The 26710-nt window shown below is 63.9% G+C and carries 26 protein-coding genes; 13 read left to right on the top strand and 13 right to left on the bottom strand.

What is annotated here, in order from left to right:
* Window positions 1–9 precede the first annotated feature (9 nt).
* From tatC to IEX33_RS09650, 4 genes are all read left to right on the top strand, one after another.
* Window positions 10–804 carry a twin-arginine translocase subunit TatC gene (gene tatC, locus IEX33_RS09665; RefSeq protein ID WP_104187123.1) on the top strand — a complete coding sequence of 265 codons (795 nt, stop codon included), beginning with the start codon at window positions 10–12 and terminating at the stop codon, window positions 802–804.
* Between the two features lie 20 nt (window positions 805–824).
* Window positions 825–3758 (top strand): DEAD/DEAH box helicase, encoded by a 2934-nt coding sequence (locus tag IEX33_RS09660; RefSeq protein WP_188729683.1) that lies wholly within the window; start codon window positions 825–827, stop codon window positions 3756–3758.
* Between the two features lie 54 nt (window positions 3759–3812).
* Complete coding sequence (locus IEX33_RS09655; protein ID WP_188729681.1) at window positions 3813–5468, top strand: amidohydrolase; 1656 nt, start codon at window positions 3813–3815, stop codon at window positions 5466–5468.
* A 94-nt stretch (window positions 5469–5562) separates the two neighbouring features.
* Window positions 5563–6306, top strand: coding sequence for a polyprenol monophosphomannose synthase (locus IEX33_RS09650; protein WP_188729679.1), 744 nt, complete (start codon window positions 5563–5565; stop codon window positions 6304–6306).
* Window positions 6307–6416: 110 nt separating this feature from the next.
* Here the strand turns inward: IEX33_RS09650 and IEX33_RS09645 are convergent, their stop codons facing one another.
* The 5 genes from IEX33_RS09645 to IEX33_RS09625 all read right to left on the bottom strand — a co-directional run bounded on the left by IEX33_RS09645 (window position 6417) and on the right by IEX33_RS09625 (window position 10246).
* Window positions 6417–6764, bottom strand: coding sequence for an RNA polymerase-binding protein RbpA (locus IEX33_RS09645; RefSeq protein ID WP_013600997.1), 348 nt, complete (start codon window positions 6762–6764; stop codon window positions 6417–6419).
* Between the two features lie 260 nt (window positions 6765–7024).
* Complete coding sequence (locus tag IEX33_RS09640; RefSeq protein WP_188729678.1) at window positions 7025–7966, bottom strand: SPFH domain-containing protein; 942 nt, start codon at window positions 7964–7966, stop codon at window positions 7025–7027.
* A gap of 33 nt (window positions 7967–7999) precedes the next feature.
* On the bottom strand, window positions 8000–8464 hold the full coding sequence (locus IEX33_RS09635) for an NfeD family protein (RefSeq protein WP_188730123.1): 465 nt from the start codon (window positions 8462–8464) through the stop codon (window positions 8000–8002).
* Between the two features lie 124 nt (window positions 8465–8588).
* On the bottom strand, window positions 8589–9473 hold the full coding sequence (locus IEX33_RS09630) for a putative RNA methyltransferase (RefSeq protein ID WP_188729677.1): 885 nt from the start codon (window positions 9471–9473) through the stop codon (window positions 8589–8591).
* Between the two features lie 98 nt (window positions 9474–9571).
* Window positions 9572–10246: a peptide deformylase gene (locus IEX33_RS09625; protein WP_188729675.1), complete on the bottom strand. Its 675-nt coding sequence runs from the start codon at window positions 10244–10246 to the stop codon at window positions 9572–9574.
* Between the two features lie 60 nt (window positions 10247–10306).
* On the opposite strand from IEX33_RS09625, the gene IEX33_RS09620 reads away from it, so the two are divergent.
* Window positions 10307–10729 (top strand): nuclear transport factor 2 family protein, encoded by a 423-nt coding sequence (locus tag IEX33_RS09620; RefSeq protein WP_188729673.1) that lies wholly within the window; start codon window positions 10307–10309, stop codon window positions 10727–10729.
* Here the strand turns inward: IEX33_RS09620 and IEX33_RS09615 are convergent.
* The 4 genes from IEX33_RS09615 to IEX33_RS09600 all read right to left on the bottom strand — a co-directional run bounded on the left by IEX33_RS09615 (window position 10726) and on the right by IEX33_RS09600 (window position 15881).
* The gene (locus IEX33_RS09615; protein ID WP_188729671.1) at window positions 10726–11901 is read right to left on the bottom strand and encodes an FAD-dependent oxidoreductase; all 1176 of its coding nucleotides are present in this window, start codon (window positions 11899–11901) and stop codon (window positions 10726–10728) included. The two genes, IEX33_RS09620 and IEX33_RS09615, sit on opposite strands and share 4 nt — an antisense overlap.
* Window position 11902: 1 nt before the next feature.
* Window positions 11903–12598, bottom strand: a complete 696-nt coding sequence (locus IEX33_RS09610; protein ID WP_188729669.1) for a class I SAM-dependent methyltransferase — start codon at window positions 12596–12598, stop codon at window positions 11903–11905.
* Window positions 12599–12603: 5 nt separating this feature from the next.
* A complete protein-coding gene (locus tag IEX33_RS09605) occupies window positions 12604–13800 on the bottom strand; it encodes a type III polyketide synthase (protein WP_188729667.1) in 1197 nt (398 codons plus the stop codon).
* A gap of 497 nt (window positions 13801–14297) precedes the next feature.
* On the bottom strand, window positions 14298–15881 hold the full coding sequence (locus IEX33_RS09600; protein ID WP_188729665.1) for an esterase/lipase family protein: 1584 nt from the start codon (window positions 15879–15881) through the stop codon (window positions 14298–14300).
* A gap of 329 nt (window positions 15882–16210) precedes the next feature.
* On the opposite strand from IEX33_RS09600, the gene IEX33_RS09595 reads away from it, so the two are divergent.
* Complete coding sequence (locus IEX33_RS09595; RefSeq protein ID WP_229675312.1) at window positions 16211–17137, top strand: M12 family metallopeptidase; 927 nt, start codon at window positions 16211–16213, stop codon at window positions 17135–17137.
* 382 nt (window positions 17138–17519) lie between these two features.
* Here IEX33_RS09595 and IEX33_RS09590 read toward each other — a convergent pair whose 3' ends face one another.
* Window positions 17520–18332 carry an AfsR/SARP family transcriptional regulator gene (locus IEX33_RS09590; protein ID WP_229675311.1) on the bottom strand — a complete coding sequence of 271 codons (813 nt, stop codon included), beginning with the start codon at window positions 18330–18332 and terminating at the stop codon, window positions 17520–17522.
* A gap of 818 nt (window positions 18333–19150) precedes the next feature.
* On the opposite strand from IEX33_RS09590, the gene IEX33_RS09585 reads away from it, so the two are divergent.
* A complete protein-coding gene (locus IEX33_RS09585; protein WP_188729662.1) occupies window positions 19151–19387 on the top strand; it encodes a hypothetical protein in 237 nt (78 codons plus the stop codon).
* A gap of 90 nt (window positions 19388–19477) precedes the next feature.
* On the opposite strand, the gene IEX33_RS09580 is transcribed toward IEX33_RS09585, so the two are convergent.
* Both IEX33_RS09580 and IEX33_RS09575 read right to left on the bottom strand, forming a co-directional pair.
* Window positions 19478–19627 (bottom strand): hypothetical protein, encoded by a 150-nt coding sequence (locus tag IEX33_RS09580; RefSeq protein ID WP_181038246.1) that lies wholly within the window; start codon window positions 19625–19627, stop codon window positions 19478–19480.
* Between the two features lie 33 nt (window positions 19628–19660).
* Window positions 19661–20134 carry a VOC family protein gene (locus tag IEX33_RS09575; protein WP_188729660.1) on the bottom strand — a complete coding sequence of 158 codons (474 nt, stop codon included), beginning with the start codon at window positions 20132–20134 and terminating at the stop codon, window positions 19661–19663.
* 73 nt (window positions 20135–20207) lie between these two features.
* Between IEX33_RS09575 and IEX33_RS09570 the strand changes: the two genes are divergently transcribed.
* Together IEX33_RS09570 and IEX33_RS09565 are read left to right on the top strand one after the other, a co-directional pair.
* The gene (locus IEX33_RS09570) at window positions 20208–20609 is read left to right on the top strand and encodes a DUF3054 domain-containing protein (RefSeq protein ID WP_188729658.1); all 402 of its coding nucleotides are present in this window, start codon (window positions 20208–20210) and stop codon (window positions 20607–20609) included.
* A gap of 108 nt (window positions 20610–20717) precedes the next feature.
* The gene (locus IEX33_RS09565) at window positions 20718–20999 is read left to right on the top strand and encodes an Lrp/AsnC family transcriptional regulator (protein ID WP_104190065.1); all 282 of its coding nucleotides are present in this window, start codon (window positions 20718–20720) and stop codon (window positions 20997–20999) included.
* 11 nt (window positions 21000–21010) lie between these two features.
* Here IEX33_RS09565 and trpD read toward each other — a convergent pair whose 3' ends face one another.
* Window positions 21011–22066 carry an anthranilate phosphoribosyltransferase gene (gene trpD / locus IEX33_RS09560; protein WP_188729656.1) on the bottom strand — a complete coding sequence of 352 codons (1056 nt, stop codon included), beginning with the start codon at window positions 22064–22066 and terminating at the stop codon, window positions 21011–21013.
* Between the two features lie 148 nt (window positions 22067–22214).
* Here trpD and ctaE point away from each other — a divergent pair, with 148 nt between their 5' ends.
* The 4 genes from ctaE (at window position 22215) to qcrB (ending at window position 26546) form a co-directional block, all read left to right on the top strand.
* Entirely contained in the window at window positions 22215–22853 is a 639-nt protein-coding gene (gene ctaE / locus IEX33_RS09555) for an aa3-type cytochrome oxidase subunit III (protein ID WP_188729654.1), read from the top strand.
* Between the two features lie 86 nt (window positions 22854–22939).
* Window positions 22940–23728 carry a cytochrome bc1 complex diheme cytochrome c subunit gene (qcrC, locus tag IEX33_RS09550; protein ID WP_104190054.1) on the top strand — a complete coding sequence of 263 codons (789 nt, stop codon included), beginning with the start codon at window positions 22940–22942 and terminating at the stop codon, window positions 23726–23728.
* Window positions 23729–23824: 96 nt separating this feature from the next.
* Window positions 23825–24898: a cytochrome bc1 complex Rieske iron-sulfur subunit gene (gene qcrA / locus IEX33_RS09545; RefSeq protein WP_188729652.1), complete on the top strand. Its 1074-nt coding sequence runs from the start codon at window positions 23825–23827 to the stop codon at window positions 24896–24898.
* Window positions 24876–26546, top strand: coding sequence for a cytochrome bc1 complex cytochrome b subunit (gene qcrB, locus IEX33_RS09540; protein ID WP_188729650.1), 1671 nt, complete (start codon window positions 24876–24878; stop codon window positions 26544–26546). The genes qcrA and qcrB overlap by 23 nt, the downstream gene beginning before the upstream one ends.
* The last annotated feature ends 164 nt before the right edge of the window (window positions 26547–26710 follow it).

The raw sequence follows: 26710 nt of genomic DNA, 5'->3' as shown, positions 1-26710 counted from the left end.
GAGGGGCGGATGGCTCTTTGGGACCACCTCAAGGAGCTGAAGAACCGGCTGATCAAGTCGGCCATCGGCGTCGTCATTGGCGGCATCGGAGGATGGATACTTTACGATCCGCTGCTGAAAGCCCTGGCCGATCCGGTCAACCGCATCTCCCAGCAGACGGGCGGGCTTTCGGCAATCAACTTTGGGACCATCGCGTCCCCCTTCGACTTCAAACTCCAGATGTCGCTGCTGATTGGCGTGGTGATCTCCAGCCCGATCTGGATTTACCAGTTGTGGGCCTTCATCACGCCGGGCCTCACTTCCAAGGAGCGCCGGTACACGCTGGGGTACATGGCGGCTGCGGTCCCGCTGTTCCTGGCCGGCATCTGGGCAGGCTGGCTTGTGGTCCCGCAAGTGGTCAGGGCACTCACCCAGTTCACTCCGGACGGTTCGTCCAGCGTCATCGATGCGCGTACCTACATCGAGTTCGTCACCCGGATGGTCCTGGTGCTGGGCATCGCCTTCCTGGTGCCGGTGGTCCTGGTGGGCATCAACATGGCCGGTGTCATCTCGGGGCAGACCATCCTCAAGGCCTGGCGCATCACCGTGTTCCTGGTGTTCGTCCTTGCCGCGATTGCGGCCCCCGGCGCCGACGCCATTTCGATGTTCATGCTGGCAGGGCCGCTCCTGGTGCTGTTCTTTGCAGCAATCGGCATTTGCCTGATGAACGACAAGCGCCGGGCACGCCGGGAGGCGAAGCGGGCGGCTGAAACAGACGCAACAGCAGACATCGCCACCCCGGGCAGTGAGCTGAAGAACCTCTAGGCGCCCGTTAGGCTTGGGGTATGTCCTCCAACACCGGGCCTTCTTCCTCTGGACCGTTCACTCCCGGGCCCACTGACTTCGAAGAGCTTTCCCCCGCAGAGCGGTACCAGGCCAGCGCCGAACGCAGGGCCGAAGCAGCGACGTACCTTGGAGCGTTCGTCCGCACTCTCGACTTCGAGCTGGACGATTTCCAGCGGCAGTCCTGTCACTCCCTGCAGGAGGGCAGGGGAGTGCTGGTGGCGGCCCCCACTGGAGCCGGGAAAACGATCGTCGGGGAATTCGCCATCTACCTCGCCCTGGAGCGCGGCCTCAAGGCGTTCTACACCACCCCGATTAAGGCCCTCAGCAACCAGAAATTCACCGAGCTGGCCGAGAAGTACGGTGCCGGGAACGTAGGCCTGCTCACCGGCGACACAAGCATCAATGGCGACGCGCCCGTCGTCGTGATGACCACGGAAGTCCTCCGGAACATGCTGTACGCGGACTCGGCAACCCTAGACGACCTCGGCTATGTGGTAATGGATGAGGTCCATTACCTCGCCGACCGCTTCCGCGGCGCCGTCTGGGAGGAAGTCATCATCCACCTTCCCAGCGAGGTGCAGGTTGTCTCACTCAGCGCCACCGTCTCCAACGCCGAGGAGTTCGGCGCCTGGCTGGACACCGTGCGCGGCGACACCGACATCATCGTCTCCGAGCACCGGCCGGTACCCCTGTGGCAGCACGTTATGGTGGGCCGCCAGGTCATGGATCTTTTTGCCGGGGAAACCACCTTCGATGAAATCGCCCCGCCCGTGGACGGCGACGGGACGCAGCCGGTCCCGTCTGCTGACGGCACCAAGGGGCGCGGCTTCGACGTCAATCCCGACCTCCTGAAGGTGGCGCGCAGCGAAATCCAGCAGAATTTCCGCGGCCGCCAGGGAGGACCTGGCGGACGCGGCCAGCGCGGACGGCGCGGCAATGACCGGCCCGGCCGGAGCGGAGACGAGCGGGGTGTGCGCCCGGCCAGCCGGCCGCAGGTCATCGCAAGCCTTGACCGCATGGACCTGCTGCCCGCTATCACCTTCATCTTTTCCAGGGCGGGCTGTGACGCAGCGGTGGCGCAGTGCGTGGGGTCCGGGCTGTGGCTCACCACTGAGAGGGAACAGAGCATCATTGCCCAGCGCGTTGATGAGGCCGGGCAGGACATTCCGCCGGATGACCTGGACGTCCTGGGCTTCTGGACCTGGCGTGACGGCCTGATCCGCGGCTTCGCAGCACACCACGCCGGCATGCTTCCCACGTTCAAGGAAGTGGTGGAGAAGCTCTTCGCTGACGGTTTGGTCAAGGCGGTGTTCGCCACGGAAACCCTAGCCCTGGGCGTCAACATGCCTGCCCGTTCCGTGGTGCTCGAGAAGCTGGACAAGTTCAACGGCGAAGCCCACGTGGATATCACGGCAGGGGAGTACACCCAGCTGACCGGCCGTGCCGGCCGCCGCGGCATCGACGTGGAGGGCCACGCCGTGGTGCTGTGGCAGCCTGGAACGGATCCGACGGCGGTCGCCGGCCTTGCGTCGCGTCGCACCTACCCGTTGAACTCGAGTTTCCGGCCCACCTACAACATGAGCATCAACCTCCTGGCACAGTTTGGCCGGGCAAGGGCCCGCGAGATCCTTGAGTCCTCGTTTGCCCAGTTCCAGGCTGACCGTTCCGTTGTGGGATTGGCGAGGCAGGTGCGCAGCCGGGAGGAATCGCTGGCCGGGTACGCAAAGTCCATGACCTGCCATCTGGGTGACTTCACCGAGTACGCACGGCTGCGCAGGGAACTGTCCGACGCCGAAAACGCAGGCTCCCGCACCAAGTCCCGCGTCCGGAAGTCGCTCAGTGACGATTCGCTGGCCCGGTTGCTGCCGGGTGACGTGGTGGACGTTCCCGGCGGGAGGGCGCCTGGTCCGGCTATTGTGCTCAGTTCGGACCACACCAGCCGGGAGCCACGGCCGGCCGTCCTGACGCTGGACAACCAGCTGCGCAGGATTGGGACCGACGACCTGGAGGGACCCATCGCTCCGGTGACGCGCATCCGCATTCCCAAGTCCTTCAACGCCAAAGTGCCCAAGTCCCGCCGGGACCTGGCCTCCTCGGCCCGGAATGCATTGCGCGAAAACCGGCCGCCCGCACCGGGCAACAACCGCAACAACGACTTTGGCCTCGCCACCGCCCTGCCCGACCAGGAAAAGCGCATTGCGGACCTCCGCCGCGCGCTCCGCGCCCACCCGTGCCATGGCTGCAGCGAACGCGAAGACCATGCCCGCTGGTCCGAGCGCTGGTGGAAGCTCCGCCGCGAAACCGACGGGCTGGTCCGGCAGATCCAGGGCAGGACCAACACAATTGCCAAGACCTTTGACCGCGTCTGTGATGTCCTTTCCACCTACGGGTACCTTGAACAGGCAGCGGACGGGCGGCTCTCCATCAGCCCTGACGGCCAGCGTCTCCGGCGGATCTACGGTGAAAAGGACCTGCTGATTTCCCAGTCGCTGCGGCTTGGCGCGTTCGATGACCTGGACGCAGTGGAGGTTGCGGCCCTCGCCAGCGTGCTGGTGTACCAGGCGAAACGCGAAGACCGGGGGCTGAGGCCACGGATGCCCAGTATTTCGCTGGAGACATCGGTGGATATCGTCGTCCGTGAATGGTCCGCGCTTGAGGATGTGGAAGAGGACAAGAAGCTTCCGCTGACCGGCGAACCTGAACTGGGGCTTGTCTGGCCTGTCTATAAGTGGGCCAAGGGCCGGCATTTGCAGGACGTCCTCAGCGGCACGGACCTGGCCGCGGGTGACTTTGTCCGCTGGGTCAAGCAGGTTGTGGACCTGCTGGACCAGCTCGCCAAGATCCCCGGGCTGGATCCCCGCCTGGCCAGGCTCTGTGCCGAGGCCATCTCCCTGATCCGCCGCGGTGTCGTGGCTTATTCCTCCGTCCTCTGACCAGCAACGCCGGCTGCCCGCCGGCGCGCCCCAACGCCAGGAGCACTGCCCCGTATGTCCCAACCTGAACCGCTGCCCGTCCCGCGCGCAAAAACAGTCCTTTACCGGAACGGCTCCGTCTACACCGCCGCCGACCCCTTTGCCACGGCAATGGTGGTGGATGGCGGCACGGTGGCCTGGGTGGGATCCGAACAGGCGGCCACCTCCATCGCGGACAGCTCCATGGAAATCATCGATCTCCGCGGAGCCCTCGTGACGCCAGGGTTCGTGGACTCCCACATCCACCTGACCGAGACGGGCATCGCGCTGGACTCGCTCCGGCTGGGCGGAATCCGGTCAGCCAGGGAGTTGCTCGACGCCGTGGCTGCTGTCCCCGGTGACGGGCCTGTCCTGGGCCACGGCTGGGACGAGACCGCCTGGCCGGACAGCAGCCTCCCCACCGCCGCGGAACTGGAGCGGGCATCAGCGGGACGGCCGGTGTACCTGTCCCGGGTGGACGTGCACTCGGCGCTGATTTCCGGGTCACTCGCCGCTGCGGCCGGAGTCAGTCAGTTGGACGGGTTCGACGGCGGCGCCAGGGTCCGCCGGGCCGCGCACACGGCCGCCCGGCAGGCAACCCGGCGCCAGCCCGAAGAAGCGTTGAAACGCCACCAGGCGCGGGCATTGTCCGAAGCTGCAGCCAACGGTTACGTGGCAGTAGCGGAAATGGGGGCACCGCATATCGGCGGTGCGGAGGACCTCCGGCTCGCAGGGGCCTGGAACAGCGGCGCGCCCGGAACCGCAGGGGTCCCCGAGGTCCTGCCCTATTGGGGGGAACTGGCGTCCTCGGAAGAGGATGTCCGCAACCTCCTGGACCAGTTTGGCTTCGCGGTGCGGGGGCTCGCCGGCGACCTGAACATCGATGGCTCCGTGGGCTCCCGGACGGCTGCCCTGCGGTCCGGCTACAGCGATGCTCCTGAGGAGCAGGGCAACCTTTATCTCAGCGTGGAAGAGGCCGCGGCGCATCTGGCGGCGTGCTCGCTTGCCGGAGTCCAGGGTGGTTTCCACGTCATTGGCGACGCCGGGCTGGACGCCGCGCTGGACGCGCTGGAACTGGCAGCCAAGGAAGTGGGTGAGCAGCGGCTGCGCGCTGCCGGGCACCGCTTTGAACACGTGGAGATGGTTGATTCGGCCGCTGTCGAGGTGTTGTCCCGGTATGCCGTGACGGTCAGTGCCCAGCCGTCGTTTGACGCTGCCTGGGGAGTCCCGGGAGGTCTCTATGAGCAGAGGCTGGGGGAGCGGAGCCGGTCCATGAACCCGTTCGCCACCCTCTACGCAGCCGGGGTGCCCGTCTGCTTCGGCAGTGACAGCCCCGTGACGCCGCTGCGCCCCTGGTCCAGCGTGAGGGCGTGCCTGGAGCACCACAACGAGGATGAGCGGATCTCCGCCCGTGCCGCCTTCCTGGGCCACACGCGTGCGGGCTGGCGGGCAGCGAAGTACGCCGACCCGATGGCCGGCCAACTGGTACCGGGGGCCCCCGCGAGTTTCGCTGTGTGGGAGGTTGAGGAACTGATGGTCCAGGTCGCCGACGGGCGGGTCCAGTCCTGGAGCACCGACCCGCGGGCGCGAACGCCGCTGCTGCCTGCCCTGGATACCGGCAGTGATCCGGCGTGCCTGCAGACTGTCCGCAACGGCGTCGAACTTTACGCAGGCCCGGCGCTGCGGTCCTGACCGGAACGCTGCCGTCCTATACTTGATAGTTGCGCCCTCCGCCGATCTGTTCGCAGCCGGGCGCACTGACCATTTCCCCCAGGAAAGGCCCCCTGTGCGAGTCCTCACCATCATTCCCACCTACAACGAACTGGAATCGCTGCCCAAGACCCTGCAGCGGCTTCGCGCGGCAGTTCCTGCGTCGGATGTTCTGGTGGTGGATGACAACAGCCCTGACGGTACCGGCCAGCTCGCGGACCGTTTCGCCGCTGAGGATTCCCAGGTTCATGTCCTGCACCGGAAGGGCAAGGAAGGGCTCGGAGCCGCGTACATTGCCGGCTTCAGGTGGGGCCTGGACGCCGGATATGACGTGCTGGTGGAGATGGACGCGGACGGTTCCCACCAGCCGGAGCAGCTTCCCCAGCTCCTGGAAGCTGTGGAGCAGGGCGCTGACCTTGCCATGGGCTCCCGCTGGGTTCCCGGCGGGAAGGTCGTGAACTGGCCGCTGTACCGCCAGGCCATTTCCCGGGTGGGAAGCACCTACGCCCGCCTCATGCTGGGGCTGAACATCAAGGATGTCACCGGCGGGTACCGCGCGTTCCGCAGAACAACGCTGGAGAAGCTCAACCTGGACCAGGTGGATTCCGTCGGCTACGGCTTCCAGGTGGACCTCGCCTTCCGTGTGGCCCGGATGGGACTTCGCATCGAGGAACGGCCCATCACTTTTGTTGAGCGGGAACTTGGAGCCTCCAAGATGAGCGGCAACATCGTGGTGGAAGCCATGATCAACGTCACCAAGTGGGGCCTGCAGGCACGCTGGAACACGCTGACCCGCAAGAAAGCAGCCGGCCGCCCCTAAGGCTGCAGCACCGCCGCTACGGCGGACAGCCGAACCAACAGAAAAGGGATCCGCCCCGCACGAAAGTGCAGGGCGGCTCCCTTTTCTGTCAGAGCAACAGGCCATAGCCTTTAGGCGGAGCGGCGCTCTCCGCGGCGTTCGCGCAGGATGGTCAGCCGGTCTTCGAGGATCTGCTCAAGCTCGGGCAGCGAGCGGCGTTCCAGGAGCATGTCCCAGTGGGTACGGACAGCTTTGTCGTTGCTGGTGTCGGGCCGTTCGCCATCAACCAGGAGCGCTTCCTTGCCGGTCTTGGAAACCCAGACAGGAGGAATTTCCGCCTCTGAGGAGAAGGTGACGAAGACCTGCTCGCCGTCCTCGCACCGGTACTCAACACGCTGGCGCGGAGCCGGCTCTACTCCGGACTCGGTCTCCATGCTCTGTGCACCAAGGCGCATGCCCCGCAGGCTGCGATCGCTCATGATTTCTCCCTCTGGTCGGTTCGCGGTGTACAACACCGCGCTAGCCGGTGGCGGCGAAGCGCCGCCGGACTACTGTGTGCTCTGTGCTGCATCTCTAGATTCAACGCATCGCGAAGCTTTGTTGTTCCAGCGGATCTGCTCCGGCCGGACAAATACACAATTATACCGGCATCCCGGTGGAACAGCCAAAAGGAGGGACCCGCCCTGAAGCGGATCCCTCCCTCACGGCCGGCCAGGATGCTGAATCCGGGCGCCGGGTTCTAGGGTTCGGACGGCTTGGCCCCTACTTCGTCGAACAGGCCGCCTGCGGATTCAGGGGTAGTCCCGCCCAGGGCGTTGCCGATTCCCTTGAGTGCCTCGCCGACCTCACTGGGAATGATCCACAGCTTGTTCGAGGAGCCCTCAGCCAGCTTGGGCAGTGTCTGCAGGTACTGGTAGGCCAGAAGCTTCTGATCAGGATTGCCCTTGTGGATGGCGTCGAAGACCTTCTGGATGGCCTGCGCTTCGCCGTCAGCACGGAGGATTGCCGCTTTGGCGTCACCTTCAGCTGCAAGGATCGAGGCCTGCCGCTGGCCCTCAGCGGTCAGGATGGCTGACTGCTTGGTTCCCTCGGCAGTCAGGATGGCCGCGCGCCGGTCGCGCTCGGCACGCATCTGCTTCTCCATCGAGTCCTGGATGGAGTGGGGCGGATCGATGGCCTTCAGCTCCACACGGGAAACCCGGATGCCCCACCGGCCGGTGGCTTCGTCCAGGACGCCGCGGAGCTGGCCGTTGATCTGGTCGCGGGAGGTGAGTGCCTCCTCCAGGTTCAGCCCGCCCACGACGTTACGCAAAGTGGTAGTGGTCAGTTGCTCAACGGCCTGGATGTAATTGGCAATCTCGTACGTCGCCGCGCGCGGATCAGTTACCTGGAAATAGACCACGGTGTCGATGGAGACCACCAGGTTGTCCTCTGTGATGACGGGCTGCGGCGGGAACGAAACCACCTGCTCACGAAGATCCAGCAGGGGCAGGAGCCGGTCAACGAAAGGTATCAGGATGGTCAGTCCCGGATTGAGGGTCCTTTGGTACTTGCCCAGCCGCTCAACTACTCCCGCGCGTGCCTGCGGAACGATCCGGACCGCACGGACCAGAACGATAATCACAAACACGATCAGGACCACCAGCACTATGGCGAGTGCGGCTCCTCCTGCGTTATCCATACATCTCCTTTTTCCCCAATTGTTCAGGCTGTATCAGGACTTGCCGTCGGCTTCCGATGCCGCCGAGACGACGGCAGTGGCGCCGTCTATCGCGGCTACGACTACTTTTTGTCCGGCGGGAAGGACTCCCGCCGCAGAGCGTGCACTCCAGATGTCCCCGCCGATTTTCACCAGGCCGCTGTCGGACGAGACGGGTTCCATTACTACTGCCTGTTCGCCGATCAGGCGGTCCACGTTGGTCCGCTGCTCGGACGGCCCCTTCTTCAGGTGGGACAGGGCCACGGGCCGGACAAACGCAATCATGAGCAGGGAGACGACGCAGAAAACCACGATCTGGAGCCAGGGGTCCGCGCCGGCGAAATCCGCCACCATGGCGGCGAGGGTACCTCCGCCGAGCATGATGAAAAAAAGGTCAAGGGTGATCATCTCGATCACTGCAAAAGCGAGGAAAGCCGAGAGCCACAGTGCCCACCAGTTTTCGCCCAACCATTCGAACATCATGCTCCCCCTTCGCTACGGGAAGCCCCGTTTAGGGCCCGCCAGTAACTGTCCTTCCATCGTAGTGCTGGCGCCCGCCTAATGGGGGGCACTGCACTTTTGTGGGGGGATAGTGGCCAAGTCGTTACGCTGGCGAGGGTTCCGCGGGCCGGAAAACAGTGAGGCGGAACCTTGCCTCGGACTGGATTGTCTCGGGCTGGCTTTCAAGCCGGCCGGCGACGGCACTGATATCAAGGTGGTGCCCTGCGGGTCCCATGAAGGCAAGGTCGGCTGCTTCCTTGCGGGTCAGCGATAAAGGAATATCGATGTCGAGGGTCTCCGCGACCGTGAAATGGGGGGCCATCGCCGCGGCCAGCCGGCTCTCCTTGTCTTCTTCGATTCCGAGCATGCCCGTGATGCCGGCGATGGAGCCAAGGTGCCCGGAACGTGGCGTGACCATCACCAGCCGGCCCGTTGGCCGCAGCACACGGGCGAACTCCGGGGCATTGCGCGGCGCGAAAATGACCGTGATGGCGTCCACCGAATTGCCGGCCACCGGCAGCGGCTGCCACACGTCCCAGACCAGGTTCAGTGCCTCGCCGTTGAGCCGGGCAGCACGCCGCAGGGCGAACTTGGAAATGTCCATGCCCACGGCGGCTACGCCCCGGCCTCCTGCGGCCGCGTGGTCCAGCAGGACCCGCAGGTAATGTCCGGTTCCGGTTCCCGAGTCCAGGACGACGGCGGGTTCCCTGGCCAGGCAGGGAACGACGGCGGCCGCTACGGCATCTGCGAGGGGCCGGTAGTGCCCGCCCGCCAGGAAGTTGAACCGGGCCTCCACCATCCCGGCAGTATCAGCCTCGAAAGCAGTGCCTTTGCCCACGAGCAGGTTGTAATAGCCCTGGCGGGCAGCGTCGAAGCTGTGCCCGGAGCCGCAGGCAAGGCGGGTCTGCCCCGAGGCATCCGGCCCCACCCGCTCCAACGGCTGGGAACACACTGGACACAGCAGCGGGAGGTCCGCGGGGGAAGGCATAGGCTCTATCTTAGGGCTGTCTACGGGCTGCCCGGCGGGCGGAGTCAAGGGTGCTGCGCCTGGCTGCCTTCGCCGTACCTATGTCAGCCGTACCTTCATCAGGGGAGGGCGACGGGGCCGTCACCGAACCCAAGCCCCTCACGCGCTTTGCCGATTCCGGGCTCCGCCCAGCGGGCGGCGTACTCGGCGTTGCTGCTGAGCGAACGCAACTGGGCACGGTCAACGTAGAGAACGCCGTTCAGATGGTCTGTCTCGTGCTGCACGATCCGGGCCTGCCAGCCCGAGAACTCCCTCTGTACCCGTGAGCCATCCGGCGCATGGAATTCCAGCAGGACTTTTTCGGGCCGGGCAACAACTGCCTGCAGTCCGTTCAGGGATAGGCACCCCTCGTAAAAGGAGGCCTGTTCCGTGCCCAGCGGGGTGTACCGGGGGTTCAGGAGCGCCATGAACTCCAGGGGACTCCGCTTCCGCAGCGCTGCCGCCTCGGGGTCGACGTCGTACTGGTCCTCGATGACGGCGATCTGGAGCGGTATGCCGAGCTGCGGCGCTGCCAGCCCCACGCCCGGAGCTTCATGCATCACCTGCCGCATGAGCTCGATGAGCCGGTCCAGCTGATCTGGCGACAGCTGTCCGTCACAAGCGGCGGCGCGCTGGCGCAGGGCGGGGTGGCCGGCCTGGACGATGGGCGGCAGCGTGCCCGCTGACAGGAGCCGCTCCACAGCTTCCCTGATCTGTTCGTCGCTGAGGGTGGTTTCCGGCGGATTGTGGCTCATGCTGAAAAGCCTACTGGCGGTGTGGGATCCTGCCGGCCGGCCTGGGCTAGTGTCTTTTCCATGGCTGAACACCACTCCGTGAGTACCCCTGCCCTGGACTGCGTCCTGGGATTCATCCGTGTCCTGGAAGCAGGCGGAGGATCTGCTGAGATCCGGCCTTTCCTGGCGGAGTCCTTCGTGCTGGTCGAAGCGCCGCACCTCCTGGCGCCGGAGGGTTCCACCCGGACGCTGGCCTCTGTCCTTGCCGGTGCTGACCAGAGCTCGGAGGTGGTGTCGGACCAGGTGTTCAGCATCAGGCGCACCACCTGCGAAGGCGGGAGGGTGGCGGTGGAGGCGGACTGGTCGGCCACAGTCCTGCTGGACCTGCCGTACTGGGACAGGGGAGAGACCATCCGCGCCAGGACGTCGTCGGTCTTCGAGGTCAGGGACGGCAGGATTGTGAGCCAGTACAGCTACGACTGCTACTTTCGGGATGGTTCCTAACCGGCCTGCCCTTCCGGCGTTCGTGGCGGCTGCATGGTGAAGCGCCTGGCCGTCCACCGGTTAATGGCTGGAACCGAAGCGGCGGTGCCAATGGCCAGGTTTCGCAGCTGAAGGAAAGGTGACTGCAGGGGACGGCCCAGCATCATGTTGATTTCGGACTGGCGCCTGGCAACAACGGCGGCACGCAGCTGTTGGACCTCGAACTCTTTCAGTGCCCCTTCCACGGGCTCTCCCGCCACGCCCCGGCGGATCAGGGGCGACAGGGCCCGGGCAGCCATCCAGCCAAGGTTCATGCCCTGGCCGCCGATTGGGCTGATCTCGTGCGCAGCGTCCCCGATAAGCAGCGCCCGTCCTGCCACGGTGCTACGGGCCAGCGTGGACCGTACGCTGAATGCGCTCAGCATGGTGTTGGTCTGCACGTCCGGCAGGATTCCCGTCCGCTGCAGCACGAGGCCGGCCAATTGATGGGCGTCTGCTGCCTCCGCCGGCTTGCCGAGCCGTACCACCCACCGCCGCAGACCGCCCGGCAGCGGGAATGACTCGACGATTCCCTCGGATTCAAGGAACAGGACTGCCATCTGCCCGTGGCGTCCGGAGTCCGCAAAGTCGCCCATCAGGTAATGGTCCGGATAGGCCTTGGTACAGACGGGCACGCCAAGCACCTTGCGCAGGTGGGACCTCGCGCCGTCGGCGGCGACCACGAAGGACGCCGTGACATCGCGCTGACCCTCCCCTCCAGCAGAAGGTTCGACGACGACGGCGGCCCGCGCGCCGTCGTCGTGCACTCCTGTGACTCTGACGCCCGTGACGATGGCCTCGCTGTCGAGGGCACGGACGCGATCCTCCAGGAGCTGTTCCGTCCGGCTCTGGGGGAGGGCCAGCACGAACGGGAAGGCCTCCGAAACGCCGTCGAAAGACATGGTCCCCAGCGTTTTTCCGCCGCTGACCGCAAGGCCTGTACGGATCGGCACCCCCTCGTGCACCATAGCGGCTGCCAGCTGTACCTGGTCCAGCGCGTCGAGGGCAGGCGGGTGGATTCCGATGGCGCGGGTATGGATGTTCCGTTCAGTCCTTTGTTCGAGGATCCGGACCGAGACCCCCTCCTGGAGAAGTGCAGCGGCCAGGTACAGGCCCACCGGTCCGCCGCCAACGATCACCACATCTGTGGCCATGTCAGTTCCCCTGGAATTCGAGGACCTGGTGGAACGCGCTGCCGGCCCGGACGGTCCAACCCGGGGGAGCGAGGGCCTTGAGTTCCCCGCGCGTATAGCTCCGGCGGATGGAGGTCAGCCCGTCCGCGCGGATGAAGGAGTGGCGGAAAGGAAGTGCTGCAGCGCTGAACAGGGCATAGGCGGCCGGACTGCGGCGGAGGTCGTTGTGGAGCGCTGCTTTCCGGGCAAGCGTTTCTGAGTGTGCCAGCAGCTCCTGCAGCTGGCCGGCACCAAGGTGGTGGAGGACATGGTTCGAGATCACGAAGTCGTACTGCCTGCCCTCCTGTACAAGGTCGGTGCTGTGGGCCTGCCGGAAACTGACACTGGGAACGGCAGGCCTGCGGAGGGCGAAGGCGGCGGCGCGGGAATCCGGATCAATGCCCGTGATGTGGAGTGTGAGCCGGTCGCGTGCGGCCCAGCGCGCCAGCATGGTGGCGAGATCGCCGCCGCCCGAACCGATGTCCAGGAGCGTCGCCGGGCGGGAGGTGGCTGCAAGGAAGGGGCGCAGTTCCCGAATATACAGCCGCCGCCATCCGGACAGCACGCGGTTAACCACGGCAAACTGCCTGTACGTATTGTCCAGGGCCTCAGGGTCGCAGTCGGGCAGGTCCATGATCTCCGTGGCCCCGGCGTCGCGCTGCCGCAGCAGGAAGTCCACTGGGTTCAGGCCACCGGAACTTCCACCGCCAGCCGCTCCTGCCCGTTGTGCTCTTCCGGTACAGGGCGTGGGGCCTGCCGTAGTTTGGTGAACAGCGCGGTTTCCACCGTGAGCCCCGGGCCGAACGCCATGGAGCAGATCCGTTCGTCTCCCGGCTCGGGGGCCTGTTCCAGGATGCTTTTGATGACAAACAGGACTGTGGCGCTGCTCATGTTCCCGTAGTTCCTCAGGATTTCGCGGGCCGGGACCAGTTGTTCTTCCGTCAGGCCGAGCCGGGATTCGACCTTGTCCAGGATGCTCCGGCCACCCGGGTGGATGGCCCAATGGCGGATGGAGGAGTAGGGGAGTGCCGCGAGTTCCGGCTCCCGGGCCAGGAGCGGCTGGAGCGCACCAACGATGTGGTCATCAATGATGTGCGGAACGTAATTGCCCAGGACCATTTCGAATCCGTTGTCGCCGATGTTCCATGCCATGGAGTCTTCACCGACGGGAGTAAGGACGGTTTCGAAGTGATCCAGTTGCAGCAGGGCATTTTCCTCCGTGCCCGGCCTGGCTGTCACGACGGCGGCCGCGGCGCCGTCGGCGAACAGCGCCGATCCCATGATGGTGTCCGGATCGTTGGAGGTGCGCACGTGCAGCGAGCACAGTTCCGCGCAGACAACCAGGACTACCGCGGTGGGGTCGGCCTCGCAAAACAACTTGGCGGCCCGGAGGGCTGGAAAGGCCGCATAACAGCCCATGAAGCCGAGGTGGTAACGCTGGACGGCAGGATCCAGGCCGAGTTCCCGCACGATTTTGTAGTCAGGCCCGGGGTTGAAGAATCCGGTGCAGGAGACTGTTACCAGATGAGTTATGTCAAGTAAATCGAGTTCCGGGCAGGCCTCGACGGCGCCGCGGGCGGCGGCGACGAACAGTTTGGTGGCCTCGCGGCCGAAGATCTCGTTGCGCACTTTGGTGCTGGGATTCAGCAGCAGGCCCGTGGCGGCATCGTAAAACTGCGGGTCCTCAGCCTGGAAATCGTTGGTCATTTCCTCAACGGCGGTAAACCGGGTGTCGATGGCCGCCGCGTCGAAGCATGTGCCCACCAGGCGCGAACCGAGCCGGGTCAGTCCGGGCTGCGCCGCAAAAACGTCTCGGGCCTCGGACTGGATCAGCATTGTTTTCGGAACTGCAGTTTCAAGTGAACGCACGTAGACCGTCATTGGTTCATTCTTAGCGAGCGGCGGGATAAAGGCAACGGTGGACGGGGCGCTGACCTGCGGACTTGTTCGAGTGTTTCTGTGAGGCGTCCCGGTGGCGGATCAGGCCGCTTCCGGACTGACTGATGTAACGCCGATAATCTACATTATGTAAAGTAAAGCTTGGAAGCGGCTTGGGATGGGCCGCCCCCAGCCAGTTGACCTCCCCTGTTCCTGTACCTTACGGCCATCGAGGGAACTCGCTCACACGACGTGACGTGGCCGAACGCAGCCCAAAGGCGACCGCGCGCCGTCGTAATGTCTCCGGGCCAATGAATGCCAACTGATCTTGCCACAGCAATGTTTTCGCCCGGGCGCCCTTTCCGGACACAGCGGGAACACCCAGGGGCGGCGCGCCTTCGAAAGTTCTGCGGGGGCCCGCCGCTCCCCCGCAGCCGTGTCTGCCGCGGGCTGGGGTGGCCTGCGCTTCGCGTTCGGTTTGCGTTCTGTTACGGGCCGGTCTACAGGACCAGGGTCCGCGGAGTCACGGTCAGGTTGATTCCAGCATTGGCGCCCAGAAGGTCCTTCGCAAAATCCGGAACACCGATGTGCCCCCGCCAGCGGCCGGGAGTATCGTCCATGTCCCGTAACTGGTCCTTGTCCTCGGGATTCCAGTCGCGGACAGCGGTGGGAATGGCGCTGTTCCAGGCCGCCCATGCTTTGGGCAGCGGCCGGTCTTTGCCCGGAGGTTCGATGTCGACGACCAGGGTGTCCTGCCAGTCCTCGGTTTGCTCCAAATGGTCATCAAAGAAGAAGTGTCCCTCCTTTTCCCTGATCGACATCAACCGCAGCCTGAGCGCGTGACGGAGCCGGGGCACTTCCCTCCCGCCGACCCGCGGCCGCGGTGCTTTGGAGGAAAGGAAAGTGGTCAGCAGCGGCAACGGCGAGTCGATCGGGTCCCCTTCCTTCCAATGTTCGATCTGGACGGGACAGAAGTGCGCGGCACTCTGTTCGTGGACCATAACCGGCAGCCCCCGAATGGCCAGGCCAACATCAAGCTGGAACTCGACCTCAGGCGGGGCCGCTTTCCCAACAGTGAAACCGGCCAGCTCAACTTCGATCTTGAGGTCGCCGAAGAGGAAGCGCTGAAGGTTCTGGTATCCCTCTTCCGAATTGACGATGCCGTAACGGCCGCTGTGGCTTCGGTGCACCACGGCCAGCGGCGCACCCTGGACAGCCGCGTTGTCTATCTGGACCAGGCCGTCGCTCCGGGCTCCTACCGCTTTGGACGACAGGCCTAAAGCGACGTCATAATCGCCGGGATTGGAGCCTACAAGGCAGAACAGTTCATCCAACGGAAAACCGTCGTCCGGCATCTGCGTTCCTACGAATGCCTTCCGCGTCAGTCGCCGCCTGAGCGCGGGCGGGGTGAGGTACTCATACATCCTGTCCGGTCCAAAAATGTCTGCCCCTTGAACACCAAGGACGTCACGGATTTTCTCAAGCAAACCAAAGCCGACGGCGAAGCGGATTCCGCCATGCGGTGTGGCATAGGTGAACACCCGTGCCACGTACCTTGCCCCGGCGGCGGGGTCGATCTTGCCCTCTTCGGCGGCAAGGGTTTCCGGTATAACGCGCTGCAACAGCGAGCGGCAGATCAGCCCTCCCATCGAATGGGCCACCAGGAAAACCTTGGGGGCGCCGGTCTTCTCAAGCACGAGCTTGATCAGCTCAAACAGATCCCGGGCGGCGTCTTCGAAGGAGAAGCTCTCCCCTTCCTCTCCGAAGGTGTCCGCGGAGTCATCGTAAAACCGGTGGATCCAAACGGATGCCGGGTTCACGGAGCCGGACTCCACGCCGTTCAGGAAGGCCCACTGGTCGCCATGGACGGGCACCTCATACTTGTGGTCGGTGACAAGCCGCAGCATCGGGGACTCGAACTGGTGAAACTTTGCGCGCCCGTTGCCGTCGGCGCGGACATGGACGGAGCCCTGGCTGAACCCGTAAAACGGGTCATCCACTGCATTGTTGATGGCAGAGCCTGTCCCGGCAAAACCGCGGACGTAAATCACCGGCAGCCTGCCATCATCGCCGGGGAATCCCATGCCTCGTCCCTCCTGCACCAAAGAACCCGAATCATTTTTCACTAAGAGGTGCTGCCTCCTGTTCTGGGCAAGTGCACCACTTGAGCCGTTACCGGGACGTTACGGCGCTGCCCTTTTCCTTGCACCAGGGGCCAGCAGTCCGTGATAACGCGGCCGTAACGGCACCGCAGTGTACTGGTCTGAGGTGACCAGCTTTCGAGGAGCCAGCCATGGATGACCAAGTAGTCGTGAGTGACCAGCCAGCTGGGCCCCACTGCGACGTAAAGCCCCAAACCCGTCCGGTTCTCCGTCCGGATCTGTCGACCCGCAGAGAGCGCCTCATCCGCCTGTTGAGGCTCAAATGGGTCAACGGCACTGTGCTGCACTACTGGTTCCTGGCCGCGCCAGCGCCACAAAAGGAAGCAGTCCGCAAAGCCTTCAAGGAATGGAAGGACCTGGGCATCGGCCTGGAATTCTCAGAAGTGGCAGACCGCAGCGAGGCGGAAGTACGGATCGCCTTTGACCAGGGCGACGGCTCATGGTCCTACGTCGGGCGGGACGTCCTGGGCATTAGCGCGAATGAGCCCACCATGAATTTCGGCTGGGATCTCACCGACGATTACGGCCGCACCACGGCCCTGCACGAGATCGGCCACACCCTGGGCCTGCCGCACGAACACCAGAACCCCTTCTCCGGTATCGTCTGGGACGAAGCGAAGGTGTACGAATATTTCGGCGGCGCGCCCAACCACTGGCCGCCGGAGCAGACACTGCACAATGTCCTCCGGAAAATCGATACCAGTGAGGTCGACGGGTCCTCCTGGGATCCTGAGTCGGTCATGGAGTACTGGTTCCCCGCCGGACTGATCAAGGAACCTGCCCGTTTCCAGTCGGGGCTTAATCCGCCGGGAGGCCTGTCCACCGCAGACAAGGAGTGGGTGCGGAAATTCTTTCCCGCCCTGCACCCCACGCTGCCCGTTCTCCAGCCCTTTCAATCGGTGCCGCTCTCACTGGTCCCCGGCGGCCAGGCTGACTTTGCGCTGGAGCCCCAGGCCTCGCGCAAATACGAGATAAGCACCTTTGGCGCAGCCGATACCGTGCTGGTCCTGTTCGAGGAAGTGCAGGGCGAGTTGCGCTTCGTCGGCGGGGACGATGACAGCGGAGAAGACCGGAACTCACGGGTCTCCGCAAAGCTGTTCCAGGGCAGGCGGTACGTCGTGCGTGTCCGCCTGTACTGGGCCGGCGAGTCCGGCCAGTCTGCTGTCATGCACTGGTGACCGCGCCGGCCATTCTTGCGCAAAAATTTCGGAAACGCGAGCCAACTCCTGATTTTCCTCCAGCAAGATCAGAACACCTGAATACGCATCCCGCCAGGGAGAACCAGCTTCAGGCGGTAATGGATGGGCCCGGGCCATGCCCCGGCCCTCCCAGGCATTGAACTCAACCCGGGGAGGCGTGACCGCGACGATGCAAGAGCACAGCTGGTCCGAGCCCGCTGGTGAGTCCGGTGCAGATCCGGAAGTCCCCTCGACAGGCTTGTTGATCATCCGCACCTGGCACGAACCGGGCCATCCCCAGGGTTTCAGGGCAAGAATTACCTACGGACAGACAGCCGGAGGTCACCAGGACACTGTTTCCACTGCAGACCCGGCAGAAGTACTAAAAGTTGTTAAGCGCTGGCTGGCCGCCCAGCCAGGAGTCACCGGCCGGAACTAGGCGCTCCTTCACCGCGCGCTGCTGCCGTTCAAGGATGGTGGCAAGGAGCTCCCTGACTGGCTCCGCGGGCAGGAGCCCCATGTCTTCCTGCAGTTGCTGCCGGTACCGCTCATAGGCCCGCAACGCGGCCGCGGGATTACCTCGCTGCAGTTCGGCCCGAATCAGCAGCCTGACGGCATTCTCATAGAGCGGTTCGATGCCCACAGCCTCCTCAGCTGCTGCCCCAGCTGTCCCGCAATCGCCCAGCGAGAGCGACCTCGCGGCGATATCCGTGAAGATGCGCAGCCTGTCCTGCTGCAGCCGGCTTTGTTCAAAAACCACCCAGTCCTCATACCAGCCGGGAAGCAGTTGTGCGTCTTTAAGCTCGCCCAGCAGGGAGGCGGCGCCCGCCCCGATGCCGGCGTGGCCCAACACCCGCGCGTGTTCCCGGATCCGGTCCAGATCGACTTCAACCTGGTCGCTCAGGGACAGCAGCCTGCCTTCGTTGACGATCAGGCCCGGCACCTGCCGGGACGTCAGGTGTACGCTGACCCGCAGGCTTTCCAAGGCCTTGGAATCGGGATACTCGGGCCACAGCAGCCCTACGAGGTAGCTGCGGAGACGTGGGCCCTTGATGGCCAGGGCTGCGATGAGCCGCTGCTGCCGTGTTGCGACGTGGACGACAACGCCGTCCCGGCGTAGTCGCCAGGACCCGAGCAGGTCCAGTTTCAATTCTCCATAGCCGTCGTCGTCCATGGGAACCTGATTTCGGTTCAACTAAATGTGGTGGATCAGTAGAACTGAGGATCCACATTTCGATTGCCCTTGTCAATGTGTTCTGTCCTCTTTCCCCAAGGGGAGAGTGGGCTATCGGTATGGCTTCCCGGCCAGGGAGGGCCATACGCCGCACCTTGGGACTTTCGGCTCTGCATGCTGCAGCAGCAACGCTTCATGCTGAAAGTCCGTGCAACGGCATGGGATGTCCCTGAAGCATCGTGGCCAGGATGCTGTAAACGGTGCCCAGTAACGGTTCGCCGCCGAAGAGCCCAACCTCCGGGGAGCAGTTCAGGCGTGCCTCTGGGGCCCCGGCAACATCATCATGTCCGGCAGGTATACCGGGCTGGCCACGCTGTGGCCTTGGCTGGAGGATGGGGGCTCCTCTCCGGGTGGTTGATGCAGGACGCGGTTTCCACGCCCTTCTCGGTCTCAGGCCCATGATTCTCGGCGCGGCCCTTGGACCTGGGCTTACGCGGTCCGGCCAACACTTCCCCGGCCGCCACGCAGCACTTTGGCGCGGCATTCGGAGAACCGTTGCCATCGCCGTCGGCCTGGCGCTTGTTGCATTGGCTGCAGTGATTGCCCGGCCAGCATCGACCGCCCCCGCAGCAGGCCCTGACGGTCTGACTCGGCGCCATGCGCAACCATCTCCCTGCCCTCGAAGAAATACTTGTTGTGGCCACGCTTGACCAGCACAGGCACGTCCTACCCGGACCTTGACCCAACCTCCACCCTTAGCGTGGAGGGATACGTCGAGGACACTCTTGCGGTGACGAATCACCTCCGGGAGCGGGTTTGGCCAGGACCGCATATGTCTCATGGGCCAGTCCGGCGGAACCATTCACGGCGTCATTGCCGTACAGCGGGCCCTGGAACTGTACCGCGCGTCCATGGACACCTTCGCGGTCCTGTACCCGCAACTTCAGGACACCGACTTCCGGACAACAGCTGTCTCGCTGGATGTACCTGTCTTTTTCGTCCAGGGCGCGCATGAGGCGCGCGGCCGGGTTGAACCCTTCCGCGAATGCGTATGGTTCTGGCTGTGCCCGGCGTAGAGGTGGTGGAATTTGAGAACTCGGGGCACCGTGCTTGCCGGCGCACCATGACCACCTCCTGCCCGGGCGGCGGAAGGCAGCTGAACGGGGTCAGCCCTTGGATCCGATCCCGGCCCCTACCAGGGCTCCGACGCCAAGACCCAGCGCAAAACCAAGGAACGGGCTGTCGAAGACAGCCAATCCAAGGGTGATGCCCACCGCGGCGCCAAGCAGGGAGCAGATCCATAGCGGCTTGTTCACAGGGATCCTTTTGTTATTGCCGGACCGGCGGCGTCAGCCGTCATAAGCCCTTTGGAGTTCCGCGATGTCCAGCCTCCGCATACCCAGCATGGCCTGCATCGCCCGCTGAGAGCCGTGGGGGTCGGGGCCGGCGATCAGTGAGGGCAGGATCGCCGGGACAATCTGCCAGGACACTCCAAAGCGGTCCTTCAACCAGCCGCACTGGCTTTCCGAGCCGCCATCGGTGAGTGCTTCCCAGTACCGGTCCACTGAGGACTGGTCCTCGCAGTCCACCACGAACGAGACGGCTTCCGTGAAGCTCGAGCCCCGCGCACCGTTCAGCGCAGTGAATCCGCGTCCTTCGAGTTCAAAGTCGACGGCGATTGCCTCACCAGCCACACCCGGCCCGCCCTCCCCGAAGCGCGACACGTTGAGGATCTTCGAATCGTCAAAAACTGAAGAGTAGAACTGTGCCGCTTCTTCCGCCTGGTTCTCGAACCAGAGGCAGGTACCGATTTTCCGTGGCATACATGGCTCCCTTCCGGCTCGAGCCTAATGCCGCATTCCACACCGCACAACGGCTGGCATTAGGCTCGAATCCATGAGTTCCCGCGCTGCGAAATCCCTAAAGATGCCCTCCCTGCCCCTGCTGCTGGGAGCCGCAGCAGCCGATGCCGTCCTGATCCTGGTGTTCGCCGCGGTGGGACGGGATGCACATCAGCGCGGCGATATTCTGACCGGCGTCCTGCTGACGGCCTGGCCGTTCCTCGCGGGCGCAGCCCTGGGGTGGCTGGTTGCCAGGGCATGGCGCAACCCGTTGTCGGTGCGCCGGGCCGGGCTTGCCGTGTGGCTCGGCAGCGTCGCGGGCGGGATGGCACTGAGGGCCGTGACGGGGCAAACCGTAGTGCTCCCGTTCGTCATCGTTGCATTGCTCAGCCTTGGAGTCTTGCTGGTTGGCTACCGCCTGCTGCTTGCGGGCGCGAGGCGCCGCCGCCGCGCGTGAGCATCCGGACGCGGTGTGCTCCATCAGCACCCCGGTGCTGATGTAATAGGCTGGCAGCAGAAGCCGGCCGGGCACTGCCACGGCGCAACAGATCCGAAAGGGTTCAACGTGATCACCGCATTCGTCCTGATCAAGACCGACGCTGCCCGCATCCCCGAGACGGCCGAGGAGATCTCCGCGATTGAGGGCATCAGCGAGGTATATTCCGTCACCGGCGAGTGGGACCTCATTGCCGTCGCCCGCGTGCACCGGCACGAGGACCTGGCCGATGTCATCGCAGACCGGCTCTCGAAAGTGCAGGCAGTCGTCCACACCACGACGCATATTGCTTTTCGCGCCTACTCCCAGCATGACCTGGACGCGGCGTTTTCCCTGGGCTTCGAGCAGTAGGCAAGCCGCACTCAGCGGGCGGTTAGGGAAACCCACTTCTCCAGGACAGCTGCGGCGGCGCCGGAATCAATCGATTCGGCTGCGCGGGCAAAGGCCGTCTTCATCCGGTCCAGGAAGGGCCCGTCGGCGTTTTCGTCGAAGGCCACCAGTCCAGCAGCAGCGTTAAGTAAAACGGCATCCCGGGCGGGGCCTTCCTTGCCCGCAAGGACGTCCCGGACAACCGCCGCATTCACTTCCGCGTTGCCGCCGCGAAGCTGATCCACCGTTGCCAGGCTGATGCCAAGGTCCTGCGGCGAAAATGTCATTTCGCTCACGGCCCCGCCCCGGATTTCCCAGACGGTGGACGGCCCGGTGGTGGTGAGCTCATCGAGGCCGTCATTGCCACGGAAGACCAGTCCCCTGCTCCCCCGCTGGGCAAGGACGCCCGCCACCAGCGGCGCCATCCTTGCGTTTGCAACGCCGACAGCCGAGGCCTGTACTTTGGCCGGGTTGGTGAGGGGACCGAGGAAGTTGAACGCCGTGGGAACAGCAAGTTCCCGCCTGGGGACAGCGGTGTGACGGAACGAGGGATGGAACACCTGCGCAAAGCAAAAGGTAATCCCCGCCTCCTCAGCGTTGCGGGCAACCTCCTCGATGGTCAGGTCCAGCCGGACACCCAGGGCTTCCAGGACATCGGCAGAACCGGATGACGACGACGCCGCCCGGTTGCCGTGCTTGACCACCTTGGCGCCGGCTCCGGCAGCGACAAGGGCTGCCATTGTGGAGATATTCACCGTGTTTAACTGGTCTCCGCCGGTGCCCACAATGTCGAGTTTCTCGCCCGAAATACTGATCGGCTTAGCGTGCGAAAGCATGGCATCCACCAGGCCGGAGAGCTCGTCCACAGTCTCACCCTTAGCGCTGAGAGCTACGAGGAATCCTGCGATCTGTGCCGGCGTGGCCTCCCCGGACATGATGGTGTCCATCGCCCAGGACGTATTGTCAGCACTAAGGTCCGCCCCGCTGATCAGTGCCGAGATCAGGCGGGGCCAAGAGTTGCCGGACGGTGCGGAAGCCTGTGAAGTCACCTCCTGATGCTATCGAGCGTTGGCGGGGACTGACCAATATGAACCCCTGCGGGAACTTTTCCGCGCGAATTCGCGTCTTTGTAGAAAAAGTCCCCTAAAAAGGCGGTTTGCGTTGGGCAGCACGGACTTTTACAGACATAATGTCTATGTGACATCTGCGACCCATGCCCCCAGTACCCCGGCGCACCCCACGCTGAACCGCCCCAACATGGTTTCCGTTGGAACCGTTGTGTGGCTGTCGAGTGAGTTGATGTTCTTCGCCGGTCTCTTTGCCATGTACTTCACACTGCGCTCCACAAGCGCACAGATGTGGGCGGACGAGACAGCCAAGCTCAACTTCCCCTTCGCGCTCGCCAACACGATCGTCCTCGTGGCCAGTTCATTCACTTGCCAGATGGGCGTCTTCGCTGCCGAGCGCCTGCAGCCGCGAAGGACCGGGGGTGTGTTCCAGTTCTCCCGTTGGGGTATGAACGAATGGTTCACCCTGACTTTCCTCATGGGTGCCTTCTTCGTCGCCGGTCAGGCTACCGAATACGCGATGTTGGTTTCTGAGCACGTATCGCTCTCCTCCAACGCCTACGGTTCCGCCTTCTACATGACCACCGGCTTCCACGGCCTGCACGTTATTGGCGGGCTCGTTGCCTTCCTGCTCATCATGGGCCGGTCTTTCGCCGCGAAGAAGTTCGGGCATTTCGAAGCGACTTCGGCGATTGTCACCTCGTACTACTGGCACTTCGTGGATGTCGTGTGGATCGGCCTCTTCCTGGTCATCTACGTACTCAAGTAGCCAGCTTTGATTCTTTTTCTACAAGAGGCAGAATTTCAGGTAGCGGCTCCCGGAGCCGGCGCAGGATCGAATAAAGGAACCACCACGTGAAGGCACTCTCACAAAAGCGGCGTCACCCACTTGCAGCAATAGCGCTGCTCCTGATGGGGCTCCTCATCACTGGTGGGCTCTACGCCGTGGCTACCACCGTCAACGAGGCCAAGGCTTCCACTACCTCCTACAGCGCCGATGACGTTGAAGAGGGCGGCAAGCTCTTCGCCGCCAACTGCGCGACGTGCCACGGCATGGGTGCCAGCGGCACCGACGCCGGTCCGTCGCTGGTCGGCGTTGGAGCAGCCTCTGTTGACTTCCAGGTGGGCACCGGCCGCATGCCGATGCAGATGAACGGTCCCCAGGCGATGAAGAAGCCGGTCCAGTTCAACGATGAGCAGACCAACCAGCTCTCAGCGTATGTCGCTTCCCTGGGCGCAGGCCCGGCGATTCCTGAAGAAGGCCTGCTTGACGAAGGCGGCGACGCCGCTGCCGGTGGCGAGCTCTTCCGCGTGAACTGCGCTATGTGCCACAACGCCGCCGCTGCCGGTGGCGCCCTGACGCGCGGTAAGTTTGCACCCGCCCTCGCAGATGTATCGGGCAAGCACATCTACGAGGCCATGGTGACGGGTCCCCAGAACATGCCCGTGTTCAGCGACTCCAACATCACCCCCGAAGACAAGCGCGACATCATCACCTTCCTGAAGCAGATCGAGACCACCGGTTCCCCGGGCGGTGCCGACCTTGGCTCGTTGGGCCCTGTAGCTGAAGGTTTGTTTGTATGGGTCGCCGGCCTTGGCGTCATCATCGCTTTCACGATTTGGTTGACCTCCCGGACATCCTGACATCCGCGCCACCGCACACTTCTGCTGATCCGTCAGCAGCTTGATATTAGAAACTAACCCGGTATCCGCCGGGACGAGAGAAGGATGAGGCGAATTATGGGCAACCATAGTGACGGCAGTCCGAACCACTCGGGCACCGTAGCTACGGCTGGTCAGAATGAGGTGGAGAAGTTCCAGGATCCTGGAATTCCTCCGCACCGTTTGCGCCTGGCTGACACGGACCCGAAGGCCGCAAAGCGGGCAGAACGGCAGGTCGCCTTACTATTTGGCATCTCTGTTGTTGGAACCCTGATCTTCCTGGTGGCGTACTTCGCCATTGACCTGGGAGCCGAAGACTCGAGCATTGCAACCATCAGGCTCCAGAACATGCTGCTGGGGCTGGGAACCGCGTTCGCGATGCTCGGCATCGGCACCGGCATCGTCCACTGGGCCAAGGCCCTGATGCCGGACCACGAAGTTTCCGAGGAACGCCACGCGATCCGCTATGAGGAAGACCGCCAGGCGGCCGTCCGGATCGTTGACGACATCGTTGAGGAGACGGGCATCAAGCGCCGTCCCCTGATCCGGAACACGCTCCTGGGCGCGGTTGCCCTTGCACCGCTGCCGGCAGTTGCCATCTTCGGTGACCTCGGTCCGCGTCCCGACGACAAGCTTGCCCACACCCTGTGGGCACCCCAGGAGGGGAAGCTCAAGAGGCTGGCCCGCGACCCCGACGGAACGCCCATCAAGGCATCCGACGTCACGATCGGTTCGGCGTTCCACGTCATCCCCGAAGGCCTCAACGACCTCCATGAGGGGAAGCTCAACGAAAAGGCCAAGGCCGTTGTGCTGCTCATGCGCCTCGACCCGGCATCCCTGAACCCGTCCGAGGGCCGCGAGGACTGGGGATACAACGGAATCGTTGCCTACTCCAAGATCTGCACCCATGTCGGTTGCCCCGTTGCTCTGTATGAGCAGCAGACGCACCACCTGCTGTGCCCGTGCCACCAGTCCACCTTCGACCTCACTCAAGAGTGCAAGGTGATTTTCGGCCCGGCCAGCCGGCCTCTCCCCCAGCTGCCCATCGCGGTTGATGACGAGGGCTACTTGGTCGCCACCAGCGACTTCAAAGAACCTGTAGGACCAAGTTACTGGGAGCGTGATATGCATGAGCGCAGCATCGACAGCTGAGCCCGCTTTCGTCGCCAAAACCAAGACAGGCCGGGTTACCGACTTTGTCGACCAGCGTGTTGGCGGTTCCGGAATCCTCCGCGAATTCGGCCGTAAGGTCTTCCCGGACCACTGGTCCTTTATGTTCGGCGAAGTGGCGCTGTACTCCTTCGTCATCCTCCTGCTCTCCGGTACGTTCCTGACGTTCTTCTTTGATCCGTCCATGGCGGAGACGCACTATGACGGTTCTTACGTGCCGTTGAAGGGCGTGGAGATGTCCGTGGCGTACAGCTCGTCGCTGGATATTTCCTTTGACATCCGTGGCGGCCTGTTCATGCGCCAGGTCCACCACTGGGCGGCCCTTCTGTTCGTCGCTTCCATCGCCGTACACATGCTCAGGGTCTTCTTCACAGGAGCTTTCCGCAAGCCCCGCGAAATGAACTGGGTTGTGGGCGGGGTACTGCTCATCCTGGCCATGGCTGCCGGTTTCACCGGTTACTCCCTGCCGGATGACCTGCTCTCCGGCAACGGCCTGCGGATCATCGACGGTGTTATCAAGTCCATCCCGGTGATCGGTACCTACATCTCGTTCTTCCTCTTCGGCGGCGAGTTCCCGGGTACCGCCGTCATCGGCCGCCTCTACATGCTGCACATCCTGCTGGTGCCGGCCCTGATCCTGCTGATGATCGTCCTCCACCTCTTCATGGTGGTGGTCCACAAGCACACCCAGTACCCCGGCCCCGGCCGCAACGACAACAATGTCGTGGGCTACCCGCTCGGACCTGTCTACGCTGCCAAGGCCGGTGGATTCTTCTTCATTGTGTTTGGCGTCCTGGCGCTCATGGCAGGCTTCTTCACGATCAACCCGATCTGGAACTACGGCCCCTACGATCCCTCCCCTGTGTCCGCCGGTACCCAGCCTGACTGGTACATCGGATTCGTGGACGGCGCCCTGCGCCTGATGCCGGGTACCTTCGGGGATTGGCAGGTGGAGCAGACCTGGCTTGGCTTCGTCTTCTCGTTCAACGTCCTGCTGCCCGCTCTGGTACCGGCCGGAATCCTGTTCACCGTGATGTTCATGTACCCGTGGATTGAACGGTGGATCACCAAGGATGACCGTGAGCACCACGTGCTGGACCGTCCCCGCAACGCCCCCACACGGACCGCCATCGGTATGGCCGGCTTCGTCTGGTACTGCGTCATGTGGGCCGCGGCCGGCTCGGACCTCATTGCCACGCACTTCAGTGTTTCGCTCAACGACGTCACGTACTGGCTGCGGGCACTGTTCTTCATCGGCCCGATCATTGCCTTTATCGTGACCAAGCGCGTCGCCCTGGCCCTTCAGCGGAAGGACCGCGAAATCGCACTCCACGGACGGGAAACTGGACGCATCGTCCGGCTCCCGCACGGCGAGTTCATCGAGGTGCACGCACCGCTGGACGAGTACAAGCGCTACAAGCTGGTTGGCTTCGAGTCCCCTGAGGTCCTCCCTGCCGTACCCAACGAACACGGCGTGGTGACCCGCAAGGAGAAGCGCCGCGCGTTCCTCTCCAAGTGGTTCTTCGAGGACCGCGTCGCTCCGGCCACCCCAGCTGAGCTGGAAGCCGCCCATGGCCACGGCCACGAGGCAGTCGAGGCACCCGAAGCAGCAAAGAGCCTGTCCCACTAGGTTCTGCAATAAACAATGAAGGCCCGGTCCACAATGAACTGCTCCCCGAAAGTTGGACTGAAAATTCAGTTCTGACTTACGGGGAGCAGTTTCATGTTTAAGGGCAGTTCATTGTCTGAGGAACAGCGCGAGGCCGCTGTCGCGCTGTTTGAGATCGGTTGGGG

Origin of the sequence: Pseudarthrobacter scleromae (genome assembly GCF_014644515.1) — a bacterium.
GTDB classification, from domain to species: domain Bacteria; phylum Actinomycetota; class Actinomycetes; order Actinomycetales; family Micrococcaceae; genus Arthrobacter; species Arthrobacter scleromae.
Note: the sequence above shows the minus strand (reverse complement) of the source record. Positions and strands in the feature narration are given on the sequence as shown.